The following is a 26,033-nucleotide window of genomic DNA, read 5'->3' on the forward strand; positions in this document are numbered from 1 at the left end:
GTCGCAGACGACGCCGCTTGCTGCTCCGCGGCCAGCTTTATAGGATGACGCGATTCGGGGGAAAAAATCGATGCTTCGCAAATTGTTGCTTGCCGCCACGCTTCTGGTGGCGCCTGCGCTCGCGCGCGCCGAATGGCATGAGGCGAGCTCGAGGCATTTCGTGGTCTATGCCGATGAGGATCCGGCGGAGCTGAAGGCCTATATCGAACGACTCGAACGATTCGATCAGACGCTGCGATTCATCACCGGGACACCGGACAAGCCGCTCAGTCCGCATCTGCGCGTCCAGGTCTATGTGGTGGAAAATGTCAGGGAGATCGAAAGCCTTTACGGCGGCCGCGGTCCCGCGGGCTTCTTCAAGGCCCAGGCGTCGGGCCCGGTCGCGTTCGTGCCCCGCGACAGCGGCGAAGGCCCGCTCGACGCGCAGACGATCCTGCAGCACGAATATGGCCATAGCTTTATGTTCGCCACCTGGCCGAGCGTGGTGTTCCCCAAATGGTTCGTCGAGGGATTCGCCGAGTTCGTCGGCACCGCCTTCTTCCGCAAGGACGGCACGCTGATCATCGGCAAGGCGCCGGAATATCGCGCCTATGGCATATCGCGCACGTCGACGATGCCGGCGCAGCGGATGCTTCAGCTGGATCCGAAAGACCGGGACATCGATACCCAGACGCTCTACGGCCGCGGCTGGCTGCTGACGCATTACTCGCTGCTCGGCGGTCACGCCGCCGAGCTGATCGCCTATATTCAGGCGGTGAATGCCGGCAAGTCGATCGACGAAGCCAATCGCGCCTTCGGCAATTTGAGCCAGCTCGATTCGAAGCTCAACGCCTATGGCAGGCGCCAGACGCTCGACACGATCTCAGTACTGCCGGACAAGGTGAAGACCGGTCCGGTCGCCCTGCGCAAGTTGACCCCGGGTGAGGCCGCGACGATGAAGGCGCGCATCTATTCCCAGCGCGGCGTCGATGCCGAACGCGCGCCGATGGTCGCGGATTGGGCACGCAAGGCGGCAGCCGCCTATCCCAATGACGCCCCCGCCCAGAACGAGCTCGCCGAGGCCGAGTTCGACGCGAAGAACTATGCCGCCGCCGAAGCGGCGGCCGATCGCGCGCTCGCGGTCGAGCCCGATTCCGTCCACGCGCTGCTGTACAAGGGCATGGCGCAGATGGAGATCGCCAAGGCCGCCAAGGTCACGGATGGCGCCAAATGGAAATCGATCCGGAACTGGTTCGTCAAAGCCAACAAGCTCGACACCGAATATTCCCAGCCGCTCATCCTCTATTATGAGAGCTTCGCAGCGGCGGGACAGGCGCCGACCAAATCCGCGATGGACGGCGTGATCGGCGCCTATGTCTATGCTCCTTATGACGATGATTTGCGGATGATGGCCGGCCGGGTGCTTCTGGAGCAGGGCAATCTGCCCGCGGCCCGCATCGCGTTCGAGAAAATCGCCTATGGCCCGCATCAGAGCGAGGACAATGTCGCGCTCAGGATCATCAAGGCGCTCGACGCGGACGGAAAGGATGCCGCGCTGAAGGCCCTGACCGCCGCCGAGGCCGAGGCGAAAAAGAAAGAGAAGGACGGGAAGAAGAAAGGCGGCTGACGGCGCCGCGCACCGGGGCCGTGGCGGTCCTCGGCGCTTGAACCGTCGCCGCTTTTGCCCGAAAGCGCGACGCAGAACGAAAGGTTGCGGGTCGATGGTGCGGCGCTTGCTGATGATGGTCGTGCTGGCGCTGACGTGCATCGGCCCGGCACGCGCCGACGATATCTCGGCCTCCGCGCGCGGCGTGGTCCGCATCGTCACCATCGCCGTGGTCGACGACGAGGTGGTCGGCTTCGGCCATGGCAGCGGCTTCGCGGTGGCGCCCAACCGCATCGTCACCAACGCGCATGTCGTCGAGCTGGCCGATCGCTATCCCGGCAATGTCGTCATCGGAGTCGTCCCTTCGGAAGGCGACAAGTCGTGGCAGGGCAAGCTGATCGCGATCGACCAGCAGCGCGATCTGGCGCTGATCGAGTTCAGCGGCGTCCGCCTGCCCCCGCTCACGCTCTACACCGGCGCCCCGGGCGACGGCGAGAGCCTGATCGCGCTCGGCTATCCCGGCAATGTCGATCTCGCCACGGTCCGCTCGGCGGCGGATTTCATCAAGCCGCTGTCGCCGGTCCGCTCGCAGGGCGGCTTCGCCGGCAACCGCATGCTGGAGGGCACCAACGTGCTGCTCCACACCGCCAACATCGCGCGCGGCAATTCGGGCGGCCCGCTGCTCGATCGCTGCGGACGCGTGCTCGGGGTCAACTCGGCGATCACCCGCGCCGACGAAGGCGATTCGACCTTCGCCTTCGCGATCGCGGGGAACGAGCTGGCGGCGTTCCTGCAGGGCGCGAAGCAGCCCTTCGCCACGGTCAATGTGCCGTGCACCAGCGTCGAGGAGCAATTGGCGCTCGAGCGCAACGCCGACGAGAAGGCGCGCTTCGACGCCGACGAGCGCGCGCGCGCCGATGCCGCGAAGAGCGCCGGCGAGCGCGCCGACGCGATCGCGCAGGCGCGTGCACGCAATGTGGTGAGCCGCGAGAACCATATGGCGGGCGCCGCGGTGCTGCTCGTCTTCGGCGCGCTCGCGCTCGGCGCCGCGGGGCTGCTGCTCTCGCGCGATCGCCGGCGCGAGGCGATCTGGCTGGCGGCCGGCGGCGGCGTGCTGATGCTCGGCGCGGTCGTGCTGTTCCTGACCCGCCCCGATTTCGACGAATCGCGCATTCTTCCCGTGCCCAAGGCAAGCGCCGGCGCGGCGCTCCCGGCGCCGGCCGCGCTCGGGCGGATGAGCTGCACGATCGTGCCGGAACGCAGCCGCGTCACGGTCAGCCAGACCGAGACGGTCGATCTCGACGTCGGCGCCGATGGCTGCATCAACGGCCGCACCCAATATGCCGAATCGGGCGCGACGTGGCAGCGGATCCTCGTCCCCGATCAGGATCAGACGGTCTCGGTGACGGTCTGGGATCCGGCGAACCGCATCTACACCAACACGCGCTATCTGCTGACCTCGGCGCAGATGGAGAAGGCACGCCAGCTCCGCGCGAGCGTCCCGCTCAAATCCTGCTCGGCGGATCAGGCGGCGCGCGCCAGCCTCGCCACCCAGCAACAGGCGCTGCGCGCGGCGCTGCCTTCGGTCTATAACGAGAAGCTCGTCTATAGCTGCAGCCCCGGGGCGTCGGGCCCGCCCGCCGCGACGCCCAAATAGCTCAGCCGCGATCGACCCGTGCGGCGAAGCAGCCGCGCTTGGCGTTGTGGATGTGGAGAAAGGCGACCGCCGGATCCGCCAGCATCGCTTCGATCGCCGGCTTGATCGCATTTCCTTCGACCACGTCGGCGTTTGTCATCATTTTGTAGCAATCGAACGCCCTGACGGACAGCAACCGAGTCGCAAGCTGCTCCGGTATCTCGTCGGTATAGAGTGCTGGCGTCTCGGCCCCTTCGCGCACGAAGATCGCGTGGCACGAGCGATAGGGCCCCGGCGCGGGGAGGTGCTCGTAGTTGAGCAGGAGCAGCGTCTCGCCCGGCTCGGCATCCTCGAGCGTGACACGGCAGGGAAAGCCCGGCTTGCTGTCGGCGGTCATCCGCACGACTTGCTCCGCGGCGAGCGCATCGTCCGACATTCCGTAGAAGCGGCGGAACGGGGCGGGATCCAGCCCGGCGATGACGAACCTCATTCCCCCGCGCCCTCGCGCTTGCGCAGCACGCGCTTGCGATCGACGCCATAGGCATAGCCGCCCATGCTGCCATCGGCCCGCTGCGCGCGGTGGCACGGGATCAGCACCGCGACGTGATTGGCGCCGCACGCCGTCCCCGCCGCGCGCACCGCGCGCGGATTGCCGGCCTCGGCGGCGAGTTGGGCATAGCTGCGCGTCTCGCCCGCCGGGATCGCCCGCAGCGCCTGCCACACCGCCTCCTGAAAGGCGGTCCCCTGCACGTCGAGCGGCAGGTCGGTGTCGCGCCCCGGCGTCTCGACCTCGCGCACCACGCGTGCGGCGAGTTCGCTCAGCGCGGCGCCGCCCGGCTGGATCTCGGCGGCGGGGAAGCGCCGTGCCAGCGCGAGCGAATCCTCGTCGAAGGCGACGCGGCACAGCCCCTTATCGGTCGCCGCGATCAGCAGCGGCCCGAGGCTGGTCCCGGCGATCGTCCAGCGGATCGTCACGCCCGCCCCGCCGCGCTTCCACACGCTCGGGGTCATGCCGAGCCGCGCATTGGCGGTCTCGTAGAACCGGCTCGGCGCGGCATAGCCGGCCTCGTAGATCGCGTCGGTCACGCGTTCCTCCTCGGTCAGCGCGGCGGCGGCGCGGCGGGCGCGCAGCCCCCGGGCATAGGCGGCCGGGGTGACCCCGGTCGCGCGCTTGAACAGCCGCTGGAAATGGTGCGGCGCATAGCCGACCCGGCCGGCGAGTTCCTCCAGCCCGATCGGCTCCTCGGCCGCCTCGATCAGCGCCACCGCCTCGGCCACCGCGATGCGATCGCGGCCGACTTCATCCGGCTTGCAGCGCAGACAGGCGCGGAAGCCCGCCGAGCGCGCCGCATCGGCGTCGCCGAAGAAAAGCACATGCTCGCGCTTCGGCCGCCGCGCCGGGCAGGTCGGCTTGCAATAGATCCCCGTGGTGGTCACGGCGACGATGAAGCGGCCGTCATAGGCGCGGTCGCGCGCGTCGAACGCCGCCCAGGCGGTTTCGTCGCTGATGGTCGGTTGCTTGCTCATGCCACCGATATAGGCCGCGACGATGTGCGCCACATCCCGCGGCTTGCGCTCAAAGCGAAACCCCGGCACCGGTAGCGCTAACAGCGCCGGATACGGGCGCAAGGGAGAGGCAATGGGCTTCTGGCAACGCACCCGCGCGCTGCGCTGGTGGATCATCGCGATCGTGATGCTCGGCACGATCATCAACTATCTGGTGCGCCAGACATTGGGCGTCGTCGTCGCCACCGACGCCTTCCAGGCCGATGTGCCGATGACCCGCGAGCAATATAGCTGGGTCACCGGCGTCTTTCAGGCATTCATCATGCTCCAGCCGGTGGTCGGCTATATCCTCGACCGGATCGGACTGCGCAGCGGCATGGCGATCTTCGCCACCGCTTGGGGCCTGCTCACCTTCGCGCATGGCTGGGTGACGAACTGGCAGGGCCTCGCGCTGCTGCGCGGCGGGCTGGGCTTCGCCGAGGGCACCTCGCACACCGCCGGGCTCAAGGTCGTCTCCGAATGGTTTCCGGCGAAGGAGCGCGGGCTCGCCGGGGGGATCTACAATCTCGGCGCCTCGGCGGGGATCGCGATCGCGGGCCCGCTGGTGGCGATCGCGATCGGCTGGTGGAACTGGCGCGCGGCCTTCTACGTCGCCGGTGCCCTCGCCTTGCTGTGGGTGGTGCTGTGGCTGCTCTGGTACCGCACCCCCGAAGAACATGGCGCGCTCTCCGACGAGGAGCGCGCGCTGATCCGGTCGGGACAGGAAGCGCATGTCCAGGCATCCGGGGACGCCAAGCCGCCGGTGCTCTCGCTGCTCGGGCGGCGCAACTTCTGGGGCATCGCGCTGCCCCGCTTCCTCGCCGACCCGACCTGGGCGACGCTCACCTTTTGGCTGCCGCTCTATCTGAGCGAAGTGCGCGGGCTGAACCTGAGCGAGCTCGCGATCGCCGTGGTCCTGCCCTTCGTCGCCGCCGATATCGGCTGCCTGTTCGGCCCCGCGCTGGTGCTCTGGCTCGAGCGGCGCGGCATCGCGCTGATCGACGCGCGGCGCTGGACCTTCAGCTTCGGCGCGCTGTTGATGACGAGCATGATCTTCGTCGGCGGGGTGACCAACCCCGTCGCCGCGGTGGCGCTGCTGAGCGTCGGCGCCTTCGCGCACCAGACGCTGTCGGTGACCTGCATCACCATGGCGAGCGACCTGTTCCGCCGCAACGAAGTCGGCACCGTCGCCGGCATGGCGGGGACGCTGGCCAATCTCGGCGTGCTGATCTTCACGTTGCTGATCGGCGCGCTCGTCGCGCGGATCGGGTACAATCCCTTCTTCGTCGCGCTTGGCGTGCTCGACCTGATCGCCGCCGCGTTGCTGTGGACGCTGGTGCGCAAGCCGGGCGAGGACCAGGGGAGCGAGAGCGGCTGGATCCCGATCCTGCTCGGCGTGATCCTCTCCGCCGGGCTGACGCTGTTCTATGCGAGCGGCCTCGCGCCGACGCAGTGCACGCTGTTCACCAGCTGGAGCGCGTGCACGGTGCCGATCGCGATGCGCGGCATCTGGGGCTTCGGCGTCGCGCTCGCCTTGCTCGGCCTCGCCATCGAAATCCGCGCCCGGAGGCACCGTACCGCATGATCCGCAACCCGATCCTTCCGGGTTTCAACCCCGACCCCTCGATCTGCCGGGTCGGCGACGATTATTACATCGCCACCTCGACCTTCGAATGGTTTCCCGGCGTGCAGATCCATCATTCGCGCGATCTGGCGAACTGGCGGCTGATCACCCGCCCGCTCCGCCGCGCCAGCCAGCTCGACATGCGCGGCGATCCCGACAGCTGCGGCGTCTGGGCGCCCGACCTCAGCCATGACGGCGAGCGCTTCTGGCTGATCTACACCGATGTGAAGCGCTATGGCCGCACCACCGTGGGCGGGGCATCGGGCGCGAGCCTGCGCGACTTCCACAACTACCTCGTCACCTGCGAGACGATCGACGGCGACTGGTCCGATCCCGTCCACCTCAATTCGAGCGGCTTCGACCCCGGGCTGTTCCACGACGCAGACGGCCGCAAATATCTGGTCAACCAGCTCTGGGACCATCGCCCCGGCCGCAACCGCTTCGCCGGGATCGTGCTGCAGGAATATTCGCCGGAAGCGCAAAGGCTGATCGGCGAGCGCACCAACATCTTCCCCGGCACGCCGCTCGGCCTCACCGAGGCGCCGCATCTCTACCGGCGCGACGGCTGGTATTATCTGCTCGTCGCCGAGGGCGGCACCGGCTGGAACCACGCCGTCACCATGGCGCGGTCACGCGATCTGCGCGGGCCCTACGCGCTCCACCCCGACACCTATATTCTCAGCAGCCGCACCCGCCCCCACGCGCCGCTCCAGCGCGCCGGCCATGCCGATCTGGTCGAGACGCCCGACGGCCGCCCCTTCATGGCCTATCTCTGCGGCCGCCCCCTCCCCAATCGCGGGCGCTGCGTGCTCGGCCGCGAGACCGCGCTTCAGCCGATGGTCTGGGGCGAGGACGACTGGCTCTACACCGAGGATCGCAGCGGCCTGCCGGTGCTCGAGGCCGCGGCGCTTGCGGCACCTGCCCCGCCGTCAGGCATGCAGCGCCACCCCCGCTTCGCCGGCGGCCCGCGGCTGGGCCCAGGCCTTTCCGCGGGCAACGATCCGGCGGGGCGCGAAACCGCGACGCGCCACGACTTCGACGACGCCGAACTGCCGCTCGACCTGCAATGGCTGCGCACCCCCGAGCCCGATCGCATCTTCAGCCTGACCGAGCGCCCGGGCCATCTGCGCCTCCATGGCCGCGAGACGATCGGCAGCCTGTTCACCCAGGCGCTGGTCGCGCGGCGGCAGCAGGATTTCTGCTATTCGGCCAGCTGCGCGATGGACTTCGCCCCCGCGCATTTCCAGCAGGCCGCGGGGCTGGTGGCTTATTACAACGGCAGCAAGTTCCATTACCTCCATGTCAGCCATGACGAGGCGATCGGCCGGCATATCCGGGTGATGTCGGCGCTGCCGGACTCGCCGCAAGCCGACGCCTTCACGCCGCCGATCGCGATCCCCGAAGGCAGGATCGAGCTGCGCGTCGAGGTCGATTACGAGCGGCTGCGCTTCGCCTTCCGCCCCGAAGGCGGCGACTGGATCTGGCTGCCCGAGCAATTCGACGCCAGCATCCTCTCCGATGAGGCGAGCCAGCCCGGCCTGCCCAACTTCACCGGGGCGTTCATCGGCATGGCCTGCCAGGACATGGCCGGGACCGGACTGGCCGCCGACTTCGACTGGTTCGACTATCGCGAGCGGCCCTATCGCGACGATCCGGCACGGGCCGATGTGTAGGAAGGCGAAACCGGCATTTTGTAGGGTTTCGCCGGGCTAGAGTCGCAAGAGTCGCGGTAGAACGACTCTCGCGTTGCGCGAGCAGGAAATATTGTTGCCGGATGCTGTAGGATGAATCGACGGCGTCAAAGAGCGCGGCCGGCTGCTGCCGGACCGGCGGCGAGGCAAGCAGGCGGAATCCTACATTGCAAGATGGCGGATTCGAAGCGGAAGCTCCTTCTCCCCTTGCGGGAGGAATGAAGTCCGAATTCGCGGCCTAGTTGTCGAGAAACTGCCGGATCGCGTCGACGAGCTTCTGCTTGCGGGGGTTGCCCGCCACGGGCGGCGGCGACGACGCTTCCGGCGCCCCGGCGGCGGCGCGGCGGGGCTGCGCCATCGGCAGCCGCTTGCGCAGCTCGGCCTCGAGATTGGCGAGGACATCGGCCTGGCCCTGAAAGGCGCGCGCCATCTTGGACTGCGGCAGCGGCACGAGGAACTCGCAGCCATGGCGCCGCCCCTCGCGCCAGATCACCTGCGCCTCGCGCGAGCCTGCGCCCGACAGGCCGATCGCGATCAGCGTGCCCGGCGGAATCTCCTCTTCCGAGACGAACAGGAAGCCGGTGCGCGAGAAATTGTCGACCAGCACTTCGAACGGCCGGCCATCCGCACCGCGAAGCGTGCTTTCGCTCGCGACATGGAAGCGGATCGCCCCGCGCTGATCGACTTCGCCAAGAACTTCCAGACGCGCAACCAACAAGCTGCCTACTCCTCCACCGTAGCGAGGATTTTAGCGCCGAGGTAGTTAACGGATAGTGCGACAAACCGCTTTCGTCGCACTATCGTCGCGGTGGCATTTCGGTTCGAGCATCAAGCCCCGATGATGGTCCATGCTCGCGCGCTTGTCCTCGCTCCGCTTGTCCTGCTCGGCGCCTGTGGCGGCAATGGGGGCGGCGTCACCACACCACCCGTACCCACGCCCAGCCCGAGCCCTACACCAAGCCCCTCACCTACCCCGACCGACCCGCTGGCTCCGCAAATCGCGCAAGCTCGCACCGCCATCCTTGCGGACACCTGCTTCCGCGACGGCGCCGGCAATTGCGCATGGGCCGATCGCGCCTATTCCTCCGCTGATTTCGAAATGGTGCCGAACAGCGGCGAAGCGATCCTGATCGTCGACGATCTTCCGCGCCTCCCGGTGCGCGCGATACGCTTCCGCAAGCGGATCAAGGGCTATTTCCGGCTTGGCGTGGGCGGCGCGCTGGCTCCGGCCGGCACCCAATGGCGTGTTCCCGCGACGCTCTGGAACGTGCTCGATCAGTTCTCGGGGCCCGATCACATCGCCACGCAGCGCCTGTCGAGCCTGCGCGAGGCAGCTTCCACATCCTATGCCAAAGTGGATTTCGACAATGTCGGCCATGGCAGCTACGTCTTTTCGCTGATCGCCGACACCAATCCAGCCCAGCCATTGGTGTTGATGGACTCGATCCGTCTCGCCGATATCGCGCATGCCGAATATTGCGATACCTCCGGCTCAGCCGCGGCGCAGACGCGCCTCGTTCAAACGGCTCAACATGCCGCCGACGAGATCGTCGCCATGATGCGCGCCCACAATGTTCGTTTCGTGAACTATAGCGGCGGCCACACCTTCGAGGTGCTGCGCGACGGCTGGCAAGCAGCGTGCGGTACGCCGCTGCCCGCAGAAGCCGTGCTACGCGACAGGCTCGCGGCCTATGCGCCGATCTACACCGCTCTGTTCGCGACACCGGGCGTGATGACCGCACAAGCCGCGTCGGAAAATGACGGCAGCCACAATGCGCCCTATGACCAGCCCCTGCCCGCTTACGCCAATCGCTTGCGCGCCGGCTATTTCACGACCCTGAACTCCGGATTGGATGCATCGGGCCGCGGGGATCACAGCGCATTCCAGGGCTGGCCCGCTCAGGGCGATGCCGATATCTTCCTCAACACCGGCGTCCTGCCCGTCCGCCCCTTCGCTTATAACAGCACGCCGCTTCTTCAGATCGACGGCTTCGGACTCGCGCTCGAGCCGATCAGCGCGCCGCAAACATCATGGATCGCCCCACTTGCGCTCGCCCGCCTCATCAACCTGCGCTATGCCGGCTTCGCGGATCGCGTGATGAGCGACGCGTTGATTTCGGAGATCTTCCGGACCGCGACCCCGCCGCTCTGCGCCGGCATTCTCGGCGGGCGCTGCATTTATCAGGACCCTTCGCTCCACGGCCAGATCGAAGCGATCCGCCTCCAGTTTCGGCCTGCCTTATTCCCATAATCCCGGCAATCTTGACTTTGGTCAGCCTCGCTGCCATATGCGCCCCCAGCGAGGCATCATGCAGCGTGATCGGACGAAGCCTGTATTGGCCCCCGTCCCGGCTCTGCCTCGGTTATATTCACGGCTTCCCTAGTCACGCGGGTCGTCAATTTTTTGACCCCGCCTTCGTGCGCCCATTTTCCGTGCGCGCGCGCCGGCCGTATTCGTAAGGTCCATAATGCAATTCAATCAGCTCGGTCTCTCGCAGACCGTTCTCGCCGCGCTTGCCGCCAAGGGCTATAGCGAGGCGACGCCGATCCAGGCGCAGTCGATCCCGTCGCTGCTCGAGGGCCGCGATTTGCTCGGCATCGCCCAGACCGGCACCGGCAAGACCGCCGCGTTCATGCTTCCCTCGATCGATCGGCTGATTGCGTCGGGCAAGCGCGCTCAGCCGCGCGGCTGCCGCATGCTCGTCCTCGCGCCGACGCGCGAGCTCGCCAGCCAGATCGCCGACAATGCCCGGCATTATGCCAAGGGCACGCCGCTCTCGGTCGCGACGATCTTCGGCGGTACTTCGATCCACAAGAACAAGAGCGATCTCGCCCGCGGCGTCGACATCGTCGTCGCCACCCCGGGCCGCCTCGTCGACCTGATGGACCAGCATTATGCGATCCTGCTCGGGATCGAGATCCTCGTCCTCGACGAAGCCGACCAGATGATGGACCTCGGCTTCATCCACGCGCTCAAGCGGATCGTCCGCGACCTGCCGTCGAAGCGCCAGACTCTGTTCTTCTCGGCGACGATGCCGAAGACGATCCGCGAGCTCGCCGGCCAGTTCATCAAGAACCCGGTCGAAGTGAAGGTCACCCCCGAGGCGACCACCGCCGAGCGTGTGGAGCAGCACGTGACCTATGTCGCGCAGGCCGAGAAGCAGGCGCTGCTGACGATCGCGCTGCGCGACGAGACCATCGATCGTGCGCTGGTCTTCACCCGCACCAAGCACGGCGCCGACCGCGTCGTCCGCCTGCTCGCGGGCAACGGCATCGCGGCGAACGCGATCCACGGCAACAAGAGCCAGCCGCAGCGCGAGCGCGCGCTGGGCGAGTTCCGCTCGGGCAAGGTCAAGATCCTCGTCGCGACCGACATCGCCGCGCGCGGCATCGACGTCTCGGGGGTGAGCCATGTGTTCAACTTCGAGCTGCCCAACGTTCCCGACCAATATGTCCACCGCATCGGCCGCACCGCGCGCGCCGGCGCGACCGGGCTCGCGATCAGCTATTGCGCCGATGACGAGCGGCCGTACCTGCGCGACATCGAGCGGCTGACCCGGCAGAAGCTGGTCGTCCAGTCGCTGCCCGAGGGCTTCGTCAACGAGGCGGCGAAGATCAAATCGACTCGCCAGCCGACGCCGATGGGCCGCGACGAGCAGAACGGCCGCAACGGCCGCGCGATGCAGCATGGCCGCCCCGGCGGTCAGCGTCATGGCGGCGGTCAGGGCCAGCGCGGCGGCCAGGGGCAGCGTCAGGGCGAGCGCGGCGATCAGCAGCGCCGCCACGACGCCGGTCCGCGTCCCGAGGCCAATGGCGAAGCGCGCCCGCGCCGCTTCGACGCGCCGCAGGGCGGTGAGGCTCGGGGCGAGAAGCCGCGCAACTATGCCCGGCCCAAGGGCAAGTTCCACGCCCGTCCGGCCCGCCCGGCGGGTGCCGGCGGCCGCGGGCGCTAACTATCGCTCCTCCCTCGCATAAGCGGGGGAGGTGGCATGCGCAGCATGACGGAGGGGGTCTCTCCGCGGGCAACACCGCCCGTGGAGAGGCCCCCTCCACCACTTCGTGGTCCCCCTCCCCCGCTGCGCGAGGGAGGAATTCAGACTTTACCCCCGCCGCCGCTTCGCGCGTTCCTGCGCATCCTCGCGGCCGGCGATCAGCCGGCTGGCGCGCTCGGCGCCCTCGCGGCCTTCGTTGGCGCCGGCGCGGATCGCGTCCTGATAGAGCGCCACGGCCTTCTCATATTCGCCGCGCTGCTCGGCGCAGAGGCCGAGATTGAACAGCAACGAGGGATATCCCGGCGCTTCGGCCTGCATCGCCTCCCAGCCGCGGCACGCGCCCTGCGCATCGCGCTTGGTGAGCTTGACCAGCTCCTTGAAGCGATTCGCCGTCTCCTTCGAGAGCCCCTTGGTGCCCTCGCGCACGCGGATCTTGTAGGTGTCGACATGCGGCACGAGATCGCCGCGCAGCGATCCCGCGATGTCGCGGATCGCGCCCTCGATCACATCCTCGGTGGTGCGCGACGGATTGTCGCCGCGGCACCATTCGACTTCGTCGCGAAACGGCTTGGGCTGCGAATAGAGGATGCGGCCATCGGTGTTGCGGACGATGCGGATATCGGCCTTGATGTCGATGATACGGCGCTTGCAGCGGATCTCGACCTGCTCCTCCTTGAGGCATTTGCCCTTGGCGTCCTTCGAGACGCACTGCTTCTCCTTTCTGGTGAAGCTGCTTTCGTCGACGCCGGTGTTGACGCTTCCCGAGATCGATCCCTCGGCGGTGTCGCGTCCGGCGCGGCCGCCGAGCAGCTCGAACTGGCTACCGCCCAGCGCGCGCTCGATCGCGATCTGCAACGCGGCGCCGTCGCTGCCGCCGAAGCGATCGACCGATACCGATTCGAGAAAGCTCGCCTCGCGATGGTTCGCCGGGAACTCCCCGGTGACTTCGAGCACCTCGGCCTGCGCGAATCCGGTCCATGCCAGAGCCCCCGCCAGAAGCCATGCCTTGCGCTTCATCCTTCCCCCCATTTTCGTTCCCCGCGCCCCAGAGCAACATCTCTGCGCCCGCTTGTCCAGAGGAGTCGGGTTGCATGTCTGTGACACCGATGCTAACCGCGCCGCGACCCATCGGGGCGCCCTTCCAGGCGTGCCCCTTTTTTGCATGGGGCCAATTCCGAACCCTCCAAGAGGAACCGACACGCGTGGAGAATTCCGGCGGTATCCAGGCCAGTCTAAGCGGACGCTACGCGACCGCCCTTTTCGAGCTCGCACGGGATTCGAAGGCGCTGCCCAAGGTCGAATCGAGCCTTGCCACGGTGCGGCAGGCGCTCGACGAATCGGCCGACTTCAAGGCGCTGACCACCAGCCCGCTGATCGGCCGAACCGACGCTGCCAAGGCGGTCGCCGCGACCGCCGCCGCGCTGAAGCTCGATCAGACGACGAGCAACTTCCTCGGCGTGCTCGCGCAGAATCGCCGGCTGAACCAGCTGCCCGCGATCATCCGCGCCTTCCGCCAGCTGGCCGCCGCGCATCGCGGCGAGACCACCGCCGAGGTGACCTCGGCGCACCCGCTCGACGCCAGCCAGGTCGACGCGCTCAAGCAGCAGCTGCGCACCCGGCTCGGCCGTGACGTCAATGTCGACCTGTCGGTCGATCCCTCGCTCCTTGGCGGGCTGGTCGTGAAGATCGGCAGCCAGATGATCGATTCGTCGATCAAGACCCGTCTGAACTCCCTCGCGCACGCGATGAAAGGCTGAAGGCTAAGACAATGGATATCCGCGCCGCAGAAATCTCGAAGGTCATCAAGGACCAGATCGCCAGCTTCGGCACCGACGCCCAGGTCTCCGAGACCGGCCAGGTGCTCAGCGTCGGTGACGGCATCGCGCGCATCCACGGGCTGGACAACGTCCAGGCCGGCGAGATGGTCGAGTTCGCCAATGGCGTGCAGGGCATGGCGCTCAACCTCGAGGCCGACAATGTCGGCGTCGTGATCTTCGGCTCGGACGCCGAGATCCGCGAGGGCGACACCGTCAAGCGCACCGGCACGATCGTCGACGTTCCCGTCGGCAAGGGCCTGCTCGGCCGCGTCGTCGACGGTCTCGGCAATCCGATCGACGGCAAGGGCCCGATCGTTTCCGACCAGCGCAGCCGCGTCGAGGTCAAGGCACCGGGCATCATCCCGCGCCAGTCGGTCAGCGAGCCGATGCAGTCGGGCCTCAAGGCGATCGACGCGCTCGTCCCCGTCGGCCGCGGCCAGCGCGAGCTGATCATCGGCGACCGCCAGACCGGCAAGTCGGCCGTCGCGATCGACACCTTCATCAACCAGAAGGCCGTCAACGCCGGCGACGACGAGAAGAAGAAGCTCTATTGCGTCTATGTCGCGGTCGGCCAGAAGCGCTCGACCGTGGCGCAGCTCGTCCGCACGCTCGAAGAGAATGGCGCGATGGAATATTCGATCGTGGTCGCCGCGACCGCGTCGGAGCCCGCCCCGCTGCAGTTCCTCGCGCCCTACACCGGCACCGCGATGGGCGAATATTTCCGCGACAACGGCATGCACGCGCTGATCGTGTTCGACGATCTCTCGAAGCAGGCGGTCGCCTATCGCCAGATGTCGCTGCTGCTGCGCCGTCCGCCGGGCCGCGAAGCCTATCCGGGCGACGTGTTCTATCTCCACTCGCGCCTGCTCGAGCGCGCCGCGAAGATGTCGGACGCGAACGGGGGCGGCTCGCTCACCGCGCTGCCGATCATCGAGACGCAGGCGGGCGACGTTTCGGCGTACATCCCGACCAACGTGATCTCGATCACCGACGGCCAGATCTTCCTCGAGACCGACCTGTTCTTCGCGGGCATCCGCCCGGCGATCAACGTCGGCCTGTCGGTGAGCCGCGTCGGCTCGGCCGCGCAGACCAAGGCGATGAAGAAGGTCGCCGGCTCGATCAAGCTCGAGCTCGCCCAGTATCGCGAGATGGCGGCGTTCGCGCAGTTCGGCTCGGACCTCGACGCCTCGACCCAGCGCCTGCTCAACCGCGGCGCGCGCCTGACCGAGCTGCTCAAGCAGCCGCAGTTCTCGCCGCTGCCGTTCGAGGAGCAGACCGTGTCGATCTTCGCCGGCACGCAGGGCTTCATCGACGGCGTCGCGGTGCAGGACGTGGTCCGCTACGAGGCCGCGATGCTCGCCGAGATGCGCTCGAAGCACGCCGGCATCCTGACCGCGATCCGCGATTCGAAGGATCTCAAGGACGACGTCCGCGACCAGCTCAAGGCCGCGCTGACCGAGTTCGGCAAGACGTTCGCGTAACCACCGTCACCCCGGCGAGAGCCGGGGTCTCAGGCCGCAAGCGCGCGGCCTGCCGCACGAGATCCCGGCTTTCGCCGGGATGACGAAGAAGGAAGAAGATGGCCTCTCTCAAGGCACTCAAGGTCCGCATCGGCTCGGTGAAGTCGACGCAGAAGATCACCAAGGCGATGAAGATGGTCGCCGCCGCCAAGCTGCGCCGCGCGCAGGAGGCGGCCGAGGCCGGGCGCCCCTATGCCCAGCGCCTCGAGAGCGTCGTCGCCAGCCTCGCCTCGAAGGTGACGGTGAGCGAGAGCTCGCCCAAGCTGCTCGCCGGCACCGGCAAGGACCAGGTCCATCTGTTCGTCGTCGCGACCTCGGACAAAGGGCTCGCCGGCGCGTTCAACACCAACATCGCTCGTCTCGCCCGCCGCCGCGCGCAGGAGCTGGTCGCGCAGGGCAAGACGGTCAAGTTCTACACGATCGGCCGCAAGGGCCGCGCGGTGCTCAACCGGCTGTTCCCCAAGGACTTCGTCCATTCGGTCGAGCCGGGTGACCTCGGCAAGCTCGGCTTCGCCGATGCCCGCGCCTATGCCGACGATCTGATCGCGCGCTACGAGGCCGGCGAGTTCGACGTCGCGCACCTCTTCTACTCGCATTTCAAGTCGGTGCTCACCCAGGAGCCGACCGAGCAGCAGATCATCCCGGTCGCGCCGAGCTCGGTCCCCGAGGGCACGCCGGCCAGCACCGCGGCCCCCGCGGCGGTGATCTACGAACCCGACGAGGAATCGATCCTCGCCGACCTGCTGCCGCGCAACGTCGCGATCCAGCTCTACCGCGCGATCCGCGAGAATGCGGCGTCCGAGCAGGGCTCGAAGATGACCGCGATGGACAACGCCACGCGCAACGCGGGCGATCTCATCAAGCGACTGTCGATCCAGTACAACCGCGCCCGCCAGGCCGCGATCACCACCGAGCTGGTGGAAATCATTTCGGGCGCCGAAGCGCTCTAAAACCGATCAGAAGCAAGGAAGCATAAGATGGCAACCGCCGCTGAAACGACCCGCCCGGGTACCACCAACAATGTCGGCCGCATCTCGCAGGTGATCGGCGCCGTCGTCGACGTCGCGTTCGACAGCGGCCTGCCGGCGATCCTCTCGGCGCTCGAGACCGACAATAACGGCAACCGCCTGATCCTCGAGGTCGCGCAGCACCTCGGCGAGAACACCGTCCGCACGATCGCGATGGACGCGACCGAGGGCCTGACCCGCGGCCAGACCGTGACCGACACCGGCGCACAGATCTCGGTGCCGGTCGGCCCCGCGACGCTCGGCCGCATCCTCAACGTCGTCGGCGAGCCGATCGACGAGCGCGGTCCGGTCGCCACCGACCTGCGCGCGCCGATCCACGCCGAGGCCCCGCTGTTCGTCGACCAGTCGACCGAGAGCAGCATCCTCGTCACCGGCATCAAGGTGATCGACCTGCTCGCGCCCTATGCCAAGGGCGGCAAGATCGGCCTGTTCGGCGGCGCCGGCGTGGGCAAGACCGTGCTCATCCAGGAGCTGATCAACAACATCGCCAAGGGCCATGGCGGCACCTCGGTGTTCGCCGGCGTCGGCGAGCGTACCCGCGAGGGCAACGATCTCTATCACGAGTTCCTCGACGCCAACGTCATCGCCAAGGATGCCGACGGCAACGCGATCTCGGAGGGCTCGAAGGTCGCCCTCGTTTACGGCCAGATGAACGAGCCGCCCGGCGCCCGCGCCCGCGTCGCGCTTTCGGGCCTGACGATCGCCGAATATTTCCGCGACGTCGAAGGCCAGGACGTGCTGTTCTTCGTCGACAACATCTTCCGCTTCACCCAGGCGGGCGCCGAAGTGTCGGCGCTGCTCGGCCGTATTCCTTCGGCGGTGGGCTATCAGCCGACCCTGTCGACCGACATGGGCGCGCTGCAGGAGCGCATCACCTCGACCAACAAGGGCTCGATCACGTCGGTGCAGGCCGTGTACGTCCCCGCCGACGATCTTACCGATCCGGCGCCGGCGACGTCGTTCGCCCACCTGGATGCGACCACGGTTCTCAACCGCGCGATCTCCGAGCTCGGCATCTACCCGGCCGTCGATCCGCTCGACTCGACCAGCCGCGTGCTCGAGCCGCGCGTCGTCGGCCAGGAGCATTACGAGACCGCGCGCGCCGTCCAGGCGATCCTGCAGAAGTACAAGTCGCTGCAGGACATCATCGCGATCCTCGGCATGGACGAGCTTTCGGAAGAGGATAAGCTGACCGTCTCGCGCGCCCGCAAGATCCAGCGCTTCCTCTCGCAGCCCTTCCACGTCGCCGAAGTGTTCACCGGCATCCCCGGCGCGTTCGTGCAGATCGAGGACACCATCAAGTCGTTCAAGGCGGTGGTGAACGGCGAGTACGACCACCTGCCGGAAGCCGCCTTCTACATGGTCGGCGGCATCGACCAGGCGGTCGAGAAGGCCAAGAAGCTCGCCGGGGACGCCTGAACCCCGTGATCGGCCGGATTGCTTTCGCCGCCGCCGCGCTGCTGGTTGCCCCAGCCGCGACGGCGCAGAGCATTCCCGGCACGGTCGAGGGGATCGTGGGCGATCTCGCTTACGGCTATTGCCCGATGTACCTCGCCGGCGAGTTTCCGCTGGTGGGCAACGATCAGCTCAAGAAGCTCGGATTCACCGGGGCTCCCAATTCGACATCGAGCCCGGGCGTAGGTTCGTTGACGTTCGTCTCGCAGAAGCGCGACGGGATCACGATAACCTTCGGCGGGGTTCCCGATCAGCTCTGTCAGATCAACATCGTCGGCCCCGGCGCTCCCTCCGTGCTCGAAAAGGTGCGCGCCAAGCTTTCGCTGCTGCCCTATGACTTCAAGCCTGACCCGGCCAACTCCGGTACCCAGGCGAACGGCTCGGCCGAGCAGCTCGTGGCCAAGGTCGATGACAAGACGGTGCTGCGGGTCGCATTCATCCGCACCACGGTCGAGGGATCGCCAACCACGAGCATCATGCTCTATTTCATGGATCAATAAGATGTCGCTGCACTTCGAACTCGTCACTCCCGAACGCCTCGTCCGCTCCGAGGACGTGCACATGGTCGTCGTGCCCGGCACCGAGGGCGATTTCGGCGTGCTCGAAGGGCATGCCCCGCTGATGTCGACGATCCGCGACGGCAATCTCGAAATCTACAAGAGCGGCGCCTCGACGCCCGAGACGATCCGCATCGAGGGCGGCTTCGCCGAGGTCAACGAGCGCGGTCTGACCGTGCTCGCCGAAAAGGCCGAGTAATCTTCACCCCGGCGAAAACCGGGATGACGACCTATTTGACCCGCTGGAAGCGCCACCGCCTCGCCTGGCTGCCATCGGCCAGCGATATCTCCGCGAGCAAGGCCTCCCCCTCCCGCCAATAGCGCACGCGCTGCGGATAATCGTGGGTCGCGTCCTCGAACGTCACCGAACGCGCTGCGGCGTCGAGCTTCACCGCGCGGAAATCGGCAGGCGGCTGGTTCGCGGGCTCGGCGTGAAAGACCACCCCGGAGTCGCTGATCAGGATCGTCATGGCCTCGTTGGCCGTGACCTTTCCCGCCTTTTCGCTAGTGCCCGTGCCCCGCATCGCGCCGCCCTGCATCGGCGCCCAGTTTTCGCAAGTGACCCCACCATTCTTCGGCTCCGTGCACCAATGCCCGACCAGCCAGCCGAGATCGGGGGTCTGCGCATCAAACAGCAGGGGCGCCAGAAACAACAGCATGACGGACCTCGCGGGTAATTGCCCAAGCGTCCCACAGCCGCGCCTCCGACGCAACGCGCGGCGACGTGACGTCGCCGCAGCCGATTTGGTTAGGCAATTCTAAAGCCTTGGCGGCTAAGCCTGCCCCCCTACCGGGAATACAGGTTAGTCGATGAGCGCTTTCGGACGACGCAACGGAATGGGTGGCGGACCAGCAGGCGGGCGGCCGGCGTTCGGCGTCGCGCGGCCGATGCAGGGCCCCGGGCCCAATCCGCGCCCGTCGGAACCGCCGCTCGGCGGCGAGCAATTCCCGCCGATCAACAGCGTTCCGCTTCCCGGCGCCGCCACGCCCGATCCGATGGCCGAGCGCGATCCCGCGGGTCCCAGCGCCGCCAGCAGCGATGCGATGCAGCGCCTCGCCGATCGCCAGGCATTGTCGGGAGACGCGGGCAATTCGCGCGTCGAAGGCTTCGAGGCGTCGATCCATCGCATCAAGGAGCAGGTGCTGCCGCGTCTGCTCGAGCGCGTCGATCCAGAGGCCGCGGCGACGCTGTCCAAGGACGAGCTCGCCGAGGAATTCCGCCCGATCATCGGCGAAGTGCTCGCCGAGCTGAAGCTCACGCTCAATCGCCGCGAACAGTTCGCGCTCGAAAAGGTGCTGGTCGACGAGTTGCTCGGCCTCGGGCCGCTCGAGGAGCTGCTCGCCGATCCCGCGGTCAGCGACATCATGGTCAACGGCCCCGAGCAGACCTATGTCGAGCGCAAGGGCAAGCTCGAACTCGCCAACATCCAGTTCCGCGACGAGGAGCATCTGTTCCAGATCGCGCAGCGCATCTGCAACTCGGTCGGCCGTCGCGTCGACCAGACCACGCCGCTCGCCGACGCCCGTCTCAAGGACGGCAGCCGCGTCAACGTGATCGTGCCGCCGCTGTCGCTGCGCGGCACCGCGATCTCGATTCGTAAATTCTCGGCCAAGCCGATCACCATCGACATGATGGCGGGCTTCGGCTCGATGAGCACCAAGATGGCCACCGCGCTCAAGGTCGCGGGCGCCAGCCGCTTCAACATCGTCATCTCGGGCGGTACCGGCTCGGGCAAGACGACGATGCTCAATGCCCTGTCGAAGATGATCGACCCGGGCGAGCGCGTGCTGACGATCGAGGACGCCGCCGAACTCCGGCTGCAGCAGCCGCACTGGCTGCCGCTCGAAACGCGTCCGCCGAACCTCGAAGGCCAGGGCGAGATCACCATCCGCGATCTCGTGAAGAACGCGCTGCGTATGCGCCCGGATCGCATCATCCTCGGCGAAATCCGCGGCAGCGAGTGTTTCGATCTGCTCGCCGCGATGAACACCGGCCATGACGGCTCGATGTGCACGCTCCACTCCAACTCCCCGCGCGAATGCCTGGGTCGTATGGAGAACATGGTGATGATGGGCGACATCAAGATGCCCAAGGAAGCGATCTCGCGTCAGATCGCCGACTCGGTCGATCTGATCGTCCAGGTCAAGCGCCTGCGCGACGGTTCGCGGCGCGTGACCAACATCACCGAAGTGATCGGCATGGAAGGCCCGGTGATCGTCACCCAGGAGCTGTTCAAGTTCGAGTATCTCGACGAGTCGGCCGACGGCAAGATCATCGGCGAATATCGTTCGATGGGCCTGCGCCCCTACACGCTCGACAAGGCCAAGCAGTACGGCTTCGACCAGGCGATGCTCGAGGCGTGCCTCTGATCGCGCGATAGTGGACGGGTCCGCGATTTCGGCGCGGGCGATTTGGCATTAGACCAGGCAGGTGCTCGCTCTTCTCGCTCCCGCCGTCGCGCTCGTCCAGCCGCAGGTCGCGACCGTGCTCGCGCCCGACACCGAGGCGCGCTGGGTCGATTTCCAGCTGACCCCGTACAACCAGATCCGCTTCCCGATCGAGCTCGACGGCCACACCGCCTGGGCGATCCTCGACACCGGGCTCAGCGACTCCATCGTCACCAGCGCGTTCGCGCGCACCGCGGGGCTCGCGCCGACTCGCCGCCAGCGCGCGATGGCGATCGGCGGCGGAGTCGAGGTGGCTTGGGCGGGGACGCGCTCGGTCCGCTTCGGCGGGCTCATCCGCAGCGGCGGCCGGATCGGCATCTCCGATCCCGCCGGCGGAATCCGCTTCGGCGCGGACGTGCTGGTCGGCGCCGACATCCTCAGCTGCTGCGCGCTCGACATCGACTATGATTCGCGCCGCTTCCGCATCCTGTCGAGCGGGCGGATGCCATTCACGGGCAGCACCGCACCGTTGCGGCGGCGCAGCCCCAACGGCGTCTATCAATCCGAAGTGACGCTGCGCGACACGGTGCTGCGCCCGATCATCGTCGACACCGGCGACGGCGGCGCGCTGACGCTGAGCCGCGCGGCCTGGGCCTCGACCGGCTATCGCGACGCGCGGATCACCACCACGCTGGGCTGGGGCATGGGCGGCGCGGTGGTCACCGATACGCTGGTGACCCCCGCCTTCGCGCTGGCCGGGCTCGCGCCGCACGAGGCCGAGATCCGCATCGAAGGCGATGGCGGCTTCTCGGCGATGGTCGGCGCCGCCGGAAGGCTCGGCACCGGCATGCTGCAGCGCTACCGCGTGCTGCTCGACCCGCGCGCCGGCCGGATGATCCTCCAGCCCGGCAAGGCCATCGCCGCGCCCGTCCTGCGCTCGACCAGCGGGCTTCTGGTCGAGTTCACCGGCAAGGCGTTGCGCGTCGTCCATGTGATGCGCGGCTCGCCCGCCGCGGCGGGCGCGTGGCAGGCCGGCGACGAGATCTGCGCGGCCGACGGGATTCCGGTGACCGAAGACGTGCGCGACGGGGCGATCGAATGGACGATCGGCGCCCCGGGCCGGACGGTGCGCATCGAACTCTGCGACGGCAGCGCGCGCAGCCTGACGCTCGCCGGCTTCTACTGACGCAGATTGAGCGCGACGCTGGCGAGGATCATCGCGGCGAGGATCGCGAGGACCTGGATCAGCGTCCACGGCATGAAGCCGACATGATCCATGTTGCGCCGCCCCCGCCGGCGGTGCTCGCCAAAGCCACTGGCTATCGCGACTGCGACCGCAGCCGCCGCACCGCCCCATAATTGTTGTTGCATCGTTCCGAAAAACTCCCACATGCGAAACGCATCTAGGCAAGGAATCGCCATGCGCCAGACCCTGACCGTGCTCGCCCTCCTCACCACCGCCGTCGCGGTGGCCAGCGTCGCCGCCGGGGAGCCGCGCAACCAGCGCCACACGCTCCAGGACGCCGTCGCCGCGAGCAGCCGCGCGCCGGCCAACGTCGCGCGCGACAAATATCGCCATCCGACCGAGACGCTGAGCTTCTTCGGCGTGAAACCCGGCGACACGGTGGTCGAGATCTGGCCGGGCGGCGGCTGGTACACCGAGATTCTGGGGCCGCTGACCGCCGGCAAGGGAACGCTCTACGCCGCGGCGCCGTGGCCGAACGGCGTCAAGGGCGCACAGACACTGCAGGCGAAGGACGCGGCGGCCTATGGCCATCTCAAATTCGCCGCCTTCCCCTGGGCCGAGGGCCAGCCCAAGGTGCCCGACGGCAGCGCCGACGTCGTGCTCACCTTCCGCAACGTCCATAACTGGCGGATGGGCTATCAGCGCGACGGGCAGGATTATTCGGCCGAAGCGTTCCAGCAGATGTACAAGATGCTCAAGCCCGGCGGGGTGCTCGGCATCGAGGACCATCGCCTGCCCGAAAGCGCCAGCGACGAACGCGAGAAGAGCAGCGGTTACATCAAGGTGTCGACCGTCCGCCGCCTCGCCGAGCAGGCGGGCTTCCAGTTCGTCGCGGCATCCGAGGTCAACGCCAATCCCAAGGACAGCGCGGACTGGAAGGACGGGGTGTGGACGCTGCCGCCGACCTATCGGCTCAAGGACGTCGATCGCGCCAAATATGAAGCGATCGGCGAGAGCGACCGGATGACGCTAAAGTTCAGGAAGCCCTGAATATTTTTGTTGCGGCAGCGAAATACTCCACGCTCCGTTAACCAGTGACGGTTAGAAATCGGGTCCGTGCCACGCCGGATCCGCTCCTTGCTTTCCGTCCTCCGCGACGAGGTCGACAGCTTCGCCAGCACGAGCGAGGAAATCGCCGCGCGCACCAATCTTCTCGCGCTCAATGCCGCGATCGAGGCGGCGCGATCGGGCGAGGCGGGCCGCGGCTTCTCGGTGGTCGCGCAGGAAGTGAAGGCGCTCGCCCAGCAGGCGCGCCACGCCAGCCTCGAATTCCGCTCCGAAGTGCGCGAGCGGCTCGCGATGGGCGCCGGGATCGCCGACGAGATGGTCGGCGAGATCGAGGGCACCCGCCTCGTCGAGCTCGCCCAGGCGCTGATCCAGAACGTCACGCGCCATCTCTACGGTCGCAGCGTCGACCTGCGGCTGATGGCGTCCGATTCCGAAGTCGTGGCGGCGACGCTCGACCCGAGCCCCGAGAATATCGCCGCGGCGCAGGCCCGGCTCGCGCTGTTCGCCGAGACCTCGCCTTATTATCTCAACGCCTTCGTCGCCGACCGCGACGGCCGCATCATCATCTCGTCCGATCCGCATGCGCGCGTCCGCCAGACCAATGTCGCCAACGCGCCGCAATTCCTCAAGGCGATGGGCAGCAGCCATCGCGATCAGTGGTTCACCGACGAGGTCTGGCAGAATCCGTGGTCCGATCACCGCGCGGTGCTCGTCTTCGTCACCGGCATCCGCCCGCGCGGCAACGAAGGCCGTCCCGCGGGCGTCTTCTATGTCGAGTTCGACTGGGAAGGCCGCATCCCCGCGATCATCTCCGACCGCTCGCTGTTCGGCGAGAAGGAATGGGGCCGCACCCGCATCGCGATCGTCGACGAGGCGGCGCGGATCGTCGCGGACTCATCGGGCGGGGCACGATTCGGCGAGACCATCGCGCTGCCCGCCAAGGCCGTCCGCGGCGCAGAAGCGCGCGCCGACACCACGATCGCCTATGCCACCGCGGCCAGCTATCACGGCTTCGACGGGCTCGGGCTGCGCTGCATCATCGAGCAGAAGATGATCAGCCTCGAAGAGATCCAGGCCGCGCTGGGGGGATTCGGGGCGCGGAAGATCCCCTAGTCCCGTTCCCTCTCCCGTCGGGAGAGGGTTGCGCAGACTTGGGTCGCGCACTTCTGCGCGACGCTAGTCGGAGCTGGGTGAGGGGATCACCCTATCGATAGCGGGATACCCTCACCTAGCTTCGCTAAGGCAGCAAGCTGCCAAGCTGCGCTACCTCTCCCATAGGGAGCGGAAGATAAGGCTACTTTCCCAGCTTCTCGATCTTGTCCTGCAGCCGGGCCAGCTCGGCCTTGAGCGCGGCGACATCGTCGCCGGCCTCGGCGGTCGCGGCAGGCCTGGCCGCCGGTGCCGCGCCCGCAGCCGCACCCGGCTTGAACGCCTCGGCCGCCGCCTCGAACATCGCCATGTTGCGCTTGGCGATCTCGGCGAAGGGCGAGTTGGCGAAGGCGCCCTCGACCGCCGACTTGAACTGTTCCTGGTTGCGGCGGAAGCTGTCCATCGACGCTTCGAGATAGCCCGGCACCATCGCCTGCATCGAATCGCCGTAGAGCGAGATCAGCTGGCGCAGGAAATTGACCGGCAGCATCGATGCGCCGCGGGCTTCCTCTTCCATGATGATCTGGGTGAGGACGTTGTGCGTGATGTCCTCGTCGGTCTTGGCGTCGACGACCTTGAAGTCGCGCCCCTCGCGCGTCATCGCGGCGAGATGGTCGAGCGTGATGTAGGACGAGGTTTCGGTATTGTAGAGCCGCCGGTTCGCGTATTTCTTGATGATCACCGGACCCGAGCCCGCAGCAGCCTTCTTCATGGACACCCCCGCGCGTGAATGATGATACCCTAACATCCTTTGCCGCATCGCAACAAGGGCCTCGGCCACTTCCGCTGTTTCTCGATCTGCTGCGCAGCGAAACCGCAGCATCGCCCGAACGACGCGCCGCAGCACTGGCCGGCTTGCGCGCCTATCAACAGGCGCCCCGCCCCGCCCCGCGCCCCGCGATGCCGGCGATCGCCGAGGCCGGGCGCGCGACGCTGCGAGACTATGGCGGCAGCGGCAGGCCCGTGGTGTTCGTGCCGTCGCTGATCAACCCGCCGCTGGTGCTCGATCTCGCCGACGACAATTCGCTGCTGCGCTGGCTCGCCGCGCAGGGCGTGCGCCCGTTGCTGGTCGACTGGGGCACGCCGACCCCCGCCGATCGCGCGCAGGACGTCACCGCGCATGTCGAGCAGATGCTGCTGCCGTTGCTCGCCGCGCTCGATCGGCCGCCGGTGCTCGCCGGCTATTGCCTCGGCGGCACCATCGCCACCGCCGCGGCCGCCGCAACCGCGACCGCGGGCCTCGTCACGATCGCGGCGCCGTGGCGATTCGCCGGCTATGGCGATTCGCTCGACCCGATCTCGGCGCTGTGGGACCAGGCGCACGCCACCTGCGAGCAGCTCGGGCTCGTGCCGATGGAAGTGCTGCAGGCGGGCTTCTGGCAGCTCGATCCGAAGCGCACCGTCGCCAAGTTCGAGCGATTCGCGCGGCTCGATCCGGCCAGCGACGAAGCGCGCGCCTTCGTCACGCTCGAGGATTGGGCCAATGGCGGCGCGCCACTGACCTTTGCCGCGGGACGCCAGCTATTCGACGAGTTCTTCGTCGCCGATCTGCCCGGCGCGGGACGGTGGCAGGTGGCCGGGCGCGCCGTCGATCCGGCCGCGCTCGACCTTCCCGCCCTCTCCTTCGTCTCGACCACCGACCGCATCGTCCCCGCCGCCAGCGCGGCGCGGATCGGCGACGTTCGCGAGCTCGCGATGGGGCATGTCGGGATGATCGTCGGCGGCCGCGCCCGCGCTGCCCTGTGGCAGCCGCTTGCGGACTGGCTAATGGCGCTGCCGCACCCTAGATAGC

General features: G+C 67.6%; 24 protein-coding genes. 17 read left to right on the forward strand and 7 right to left on the reverse strand.

Going from position 1 to position 26,033, the window contains the following annotated elements; all coding sequences use genetic code 11:
* The first annotated feature begins 70 nt into the window (after nucleotides 1-70).
* Both E5A74_RS13985 and E5A74_RS13990 read left to right on the forward strand, forming a co-directional pair.
* Entirely contained in the window at nucleotides 71-1,606 is a 1,536-nt protein-coding gene (locus E5A74_RS13985; RefSeq protein WP_135986005.1) for a hypothetical protein, read from the forward strand.
* 94 nt (nucleotides 1,607-1,700) lie between these two features.
* Nucleotides 1,701-3,242, forward strand: a complete 1,542-nt coding sequence (locus tag E5A74_RS13990) for a S1C family serine protease (protein WP_135986007.1) — start codon at nucleotides 1,701-1,703, stop codon at nucleotides 3,240-3,242.
* Between the two features lies 1 nt (nucleotide 3,243).
* On the opposite strand, the gene E5A74_RS13995 is transcribed toward E5A74_RS13990, so the two are convergent.
* Both E5A74_RS13995 and ada read right to left on the reverse strand, forming a co-directional pair.
* Nucleotides 3,244-3,711, reverse strand: coding sequence for a DUF1203 domain-containing protein (locus E5A74_RS13995; protein ID WP_135986009.1), 468 nt, complete (start codon nucleotides 3,709-3,711; stop codon nucleotides 3,244-3,246).
* On the reverse strand, nucleotides 3,708-4,748 hold the full coding sequence (gene ada / locus E5A74_RS14000; protein ID WP_135986011.1) for a bifunctional DNA-binding transcriptional regulator/O6-methylguanine-DNA methyltransferase Ada: 1,041 nt from the start codon (nucleotides 4,746-4,748) through the stop codon (nucleotides 3,708-3,710). The genes E5A74_RS13995 and ada overlap by 4 nt, the downstream gene beginning before the upstream one ends.
* 112 nt (nucleotides 4,749-4,860) lie before the next feature.
* On the opposite strand from ada, the gene E5A74_RS14005 reads away from it, so the two are divergent.
* Nucleotides 4,861-6,351 (forward strand): MFS transporter, encoded by a 1,491-nt coding sequence (locus E5A74_RS14005; RefSeq protein ID WP_135986013.1) that lies wholly within the window; start codon nucleotides 4,861-4,863, stop codon nucleotides 6,349-6,351.
* On the forward strand, nucleotides 6,348-8,063 hold the full coding sequence (locus E5A74_RS14010) for a glycoside hydrolase family 43 protein (RefSeq protein WP_135986016.1): 1,716 nt from the start codon (nucleotides 6,348-6,350) through the stop codon (nucleotides 8,061-8,063). Before E5A74_RS14005 ends, E5A74_RS14010 begins: the two co-directional genes overlap by 4 nt.
* Nucleotides 8,064-8,319: 256 nt before the next feature.
* Here the strand turns inward: E5A74_RS14010 and E5A74_RS14015 are convergent, their stop codons facing one another.
* A complete protein-coding gene (locus tag E5A74_RS14015; protein WP_135986018.1) occupies nucleotides 8,320-8,799 on the reverse strand; it encodes a PilZ domain-containing protein in 480 nt (159 codons plus the stop codon).
* Nucleotides 8,800-8,889: 90 nt separating this feature from the next.
* Here E5A74_RS14015 and E5A74_RS14020 point away from each other — a divergent pair, with 90 nt between their 5' ends.
* Nucleotides 8,890-10,332: a hypothetical protein gene (locus E5A74_RS14020; protein ID WP_135986020.1), complete on the forward strand. Its 1,443-nt coding sequence runs from the start codon at nucleotides 8,890-8,892 to the stop codon at nucleotides 10,330-10,332.
* Nucleotides 10,333-10,549: 217 nt separating this feature from the next.
* On the forward strand, nucleotides 10,550-12,034 hold the full coding sequence (locus E5A74_RS14025; RefSeq protein ID WP_135986022.1) for a DEAD/DEAH box helicase: 1,485 nt from the start codon (nucleotides 10,550-10,552) through the stop codon (nucleotides 12,032-12,034).
* Between the two features lie 147 nt (nucleotides 12,035-12,181).
* On the opposite strand, the gene E5A74_RS14030 is transcribed toward E5A74_RS14025, so the two are convergent.
* The gene (locus tag E5A74_RS14030; protein WP_135986024.1) at nucleotides 12,182-13,090 is read right to left on the reverse strand and encodes a tetratricopeptide repeat protein; all 909 of its coding nucleotides are present in this window, start codon (nucleotides 13,088-13,090) and stop codon (nucleotides 12,182-12,184) included.
* Nucleotides 13,091-13,275: 185 nt separating this feature from the next.
* On the opposite strand from E5A74_RS14030, the gene E5A74_RS14035 reads away from it, so the two are divergent.
* The 6 genes from E5A74_RS14035 to E5A74_RS14060 all read left to right on the forward strand — a co-directional run bounded on the left by E5A74_RS14035 (nucleotide 13,276) and on the right by E5A74_RS14060 (nucleotide 18,649).
* Nucleotides 13,276-13,830, forward strand: coding sequence for a F0F1 ATP synthase subunit delta (locus tag E5A74_RS14035; RefSeq protein ID WP_135986026.1), 555 nt, complete (start codon nucleotides 13,276-13,278; stop codon nucleotides 13,828-13,830).
* Nucleotides 13,831-13,841: 11 nt separating this feature from the next.
* The gene (atpA, locus tag E5A74_RS14040) at nucleotides 13,842-15,371 is read left to right on the forward strand and encodes a F0F1 ATP synthase subunit alpha (protein WP_135986028.1); all 1,530 of its coding nucleotides are present in this window, start codon (nucleotides 13,842-13,844) and stop codon (nucleotides 15,369-15,371) included.
* Between the two features lie 98 nt (nucleotides 15,372-15,469).
* Nucleotides 15,470-16,360, forward strand: coding sequence for a F0F1 ATP synthase subunit gamma (locus tag E5A74_RS14045; RefSeq protein WP_135986030.1), 891 nt, complete (start codon nucleotides 15,470-15,472; stop codon nucleotides 16,358-16,360).
* Nucleotides 16,361-16,387: 27 nt separating this feature from the next.
* Entirely contained in the window at nucleotides 16,388-17,857 is a 1,470-nt protein-coding gene (gene atpD, locus E5A74_RS14050) for a F0F1 ATP synthase subunit beta (protein WP_135986032.1), read from the forward strand.
* A 5-nt stretch (nucleotides 17,858-17,862) separates the two neighbouring features.
* On the forward strand, nucleotides 17,863-18,393 hold the full coding sequence (locus E5A74_RS14055) for a hypothetical protein (protein WP_135986034.1): 531 nt from the start codon (nucleotides 17,863-17,865) through the stop codon (nucleotides 18,391-18,393).
* A gap of 1 nt (nucleotide 18,394) precedes the next feature.
* Nucleotides 18,395-18,649, forward strand: coding sequence for an ATP synthase F1 subunit epsilon (locus tag E5A74_RS14060; RefSeq protein WP_135986036.1), 255 nt, complete (start codon nucleotides 18,395-18,397; stop codon nucleotides 18,647-18,649).
* Nucleotides 18,650-18,680: 31 nt separating this feature from the next.
* Here E5A74_RS14060 and E5A74_RS14065 read toward each other — a convergent pair whose 3' ends face one another.
* Nucleotides 18,681-19,109 (reverse strand): DUF6265 family protein, encoded by a 429-nt coding sequence (locus E5A74_RS14065; protein ID WP_135986038.1) that lies wholly within the window; start codon nucleotides 19,107-19,109, stop codon nucleotides 18,681-18,683.
* A gap of 151 nt (nucleotides 19,110-19,260) precedes the next feature.
* Between E5A74_RS14065 and E5A74_RS14070 the strand changes: the two genes are divergently transcribed.
* Both E5A74_RS14070 and E5A74_RS14075 read left to right on the forward strand, forming a co-directional pair.
* Nucleotides 19,261-20,820, forward strand: a complete 1,560-nt coding sequence (locus E5A74_RS14070; protein ID WP_206365870.1) for a TadA family conjugal transfer-associated ATPase — start codon at nucleotides 19,261-19,263, stop codon at nucleotides 20,818-20,820.
* Between the two features lie 61 nt (nucleotides 20,821-20,881).
* On the forward strand, nucleotides 20,882-22,024 hold the full coding sequence (locus tag E5A74_RS14075) for an aspartyl protease family protein (protein WP_135986040.1): 1,143 nt from the start codon (nucleotides 20,882-20,884) through the stop codon (nucleotides 22,022-22,024).
* On the opposite strand, the gene E5A74_RS14080 is transcribed toward E5A74_RS14075, so the two are convergent.
* Nucleotides 22,018-22,230: a hypothetical protein gene (locus tag E5A74_RS14080; protein ID WP_240699816.1), complete on the reverse strand. Its 213-nt coding sequence runs from the start codon at nucleotides 22,228-22,230 to the stop codon at nucleotides 22,018-22,020. The two genes, E5A74_RS14075 and E5A74_RS14080, sit on opposite strands and share 7 nt — an antisense overlap.
* Before the next feature lie 28 nt (nucleotides 22,231-22,258).
* Here E5A74_RS14080 and E5A74_RS14085 point away from each other — a divergent pair, with 28 nt between their 5' ends.
* A complete protein-coding gene (locus tag E5A74_RS14085; protein WP_135986042.1) occupies nucleotides 22,259-23,074 on the forward strand; it encodes a class I SAM-dependent methyltransferase in 816 nt (271 codons plus the stop codon).
* Nucleotides 23,075-23,161: 87 nt separating this feature from the next.
* Nucleotides 23,162-24,205: a methyl-accepting chemotaxis protein gene (locus E5A74_RS14090; protein WP_208411887.1), complete on the forward strand. Its 1,044-nt coding sequence runs from the start codon at nucleotides 23,162-23,164 to the stop codon at nucleotides 24,203-24,205.
* Between the two features lie 181 nt (nucleotides 24,206-24,386).
* Here E5A74_RS14090 and phaR read toward each other — a convergent pair whose 3' ends face one another.
* Nucleotides 24,387-24,953 (reverse strand): polyhydroxyalkanoate synthesis repressor PhaR, encoded by a 567-nt coding sequence (gene phaR, locus E5A74_RS14095; RefSeq protein WP_135986046.1) that lies wholly within the window; start codon nucleotides 24,951-24,953, stop codon nucleotides 24,387-24,389.
* Nucleotides 24,954-25,096: 143 nt separating this feature from the next.
* Here phaR and E5A74_RS14100 point away from each other — a divergent pair, with 143 nt between their 5' ends.
* The gene (locus E5A74_RS14100) at nucleotides 25,097-26,032 is read left to right on the forward strand and encodes an alpha/beta fold hydrolase (protein WP_240699817.1); all 936 of its coding nucleotides are present in this window, start codon (nucleotides 25,097-25,099) and stop codon (nucleotides 26,030-26,032) included.
* Nucleotide 26,033: the final 1 nt, after the last annotated feature.

The organism is Sphingomonas naasensis, assembly GCF_004792695.1.
Classification (GTDB): Bacteria; Pseudomonadota; Alphaproteobacteria; order Sphingomonadales; family Sphingomonadaceae; genus Sphingomonas; species Sphingomonas naasensis.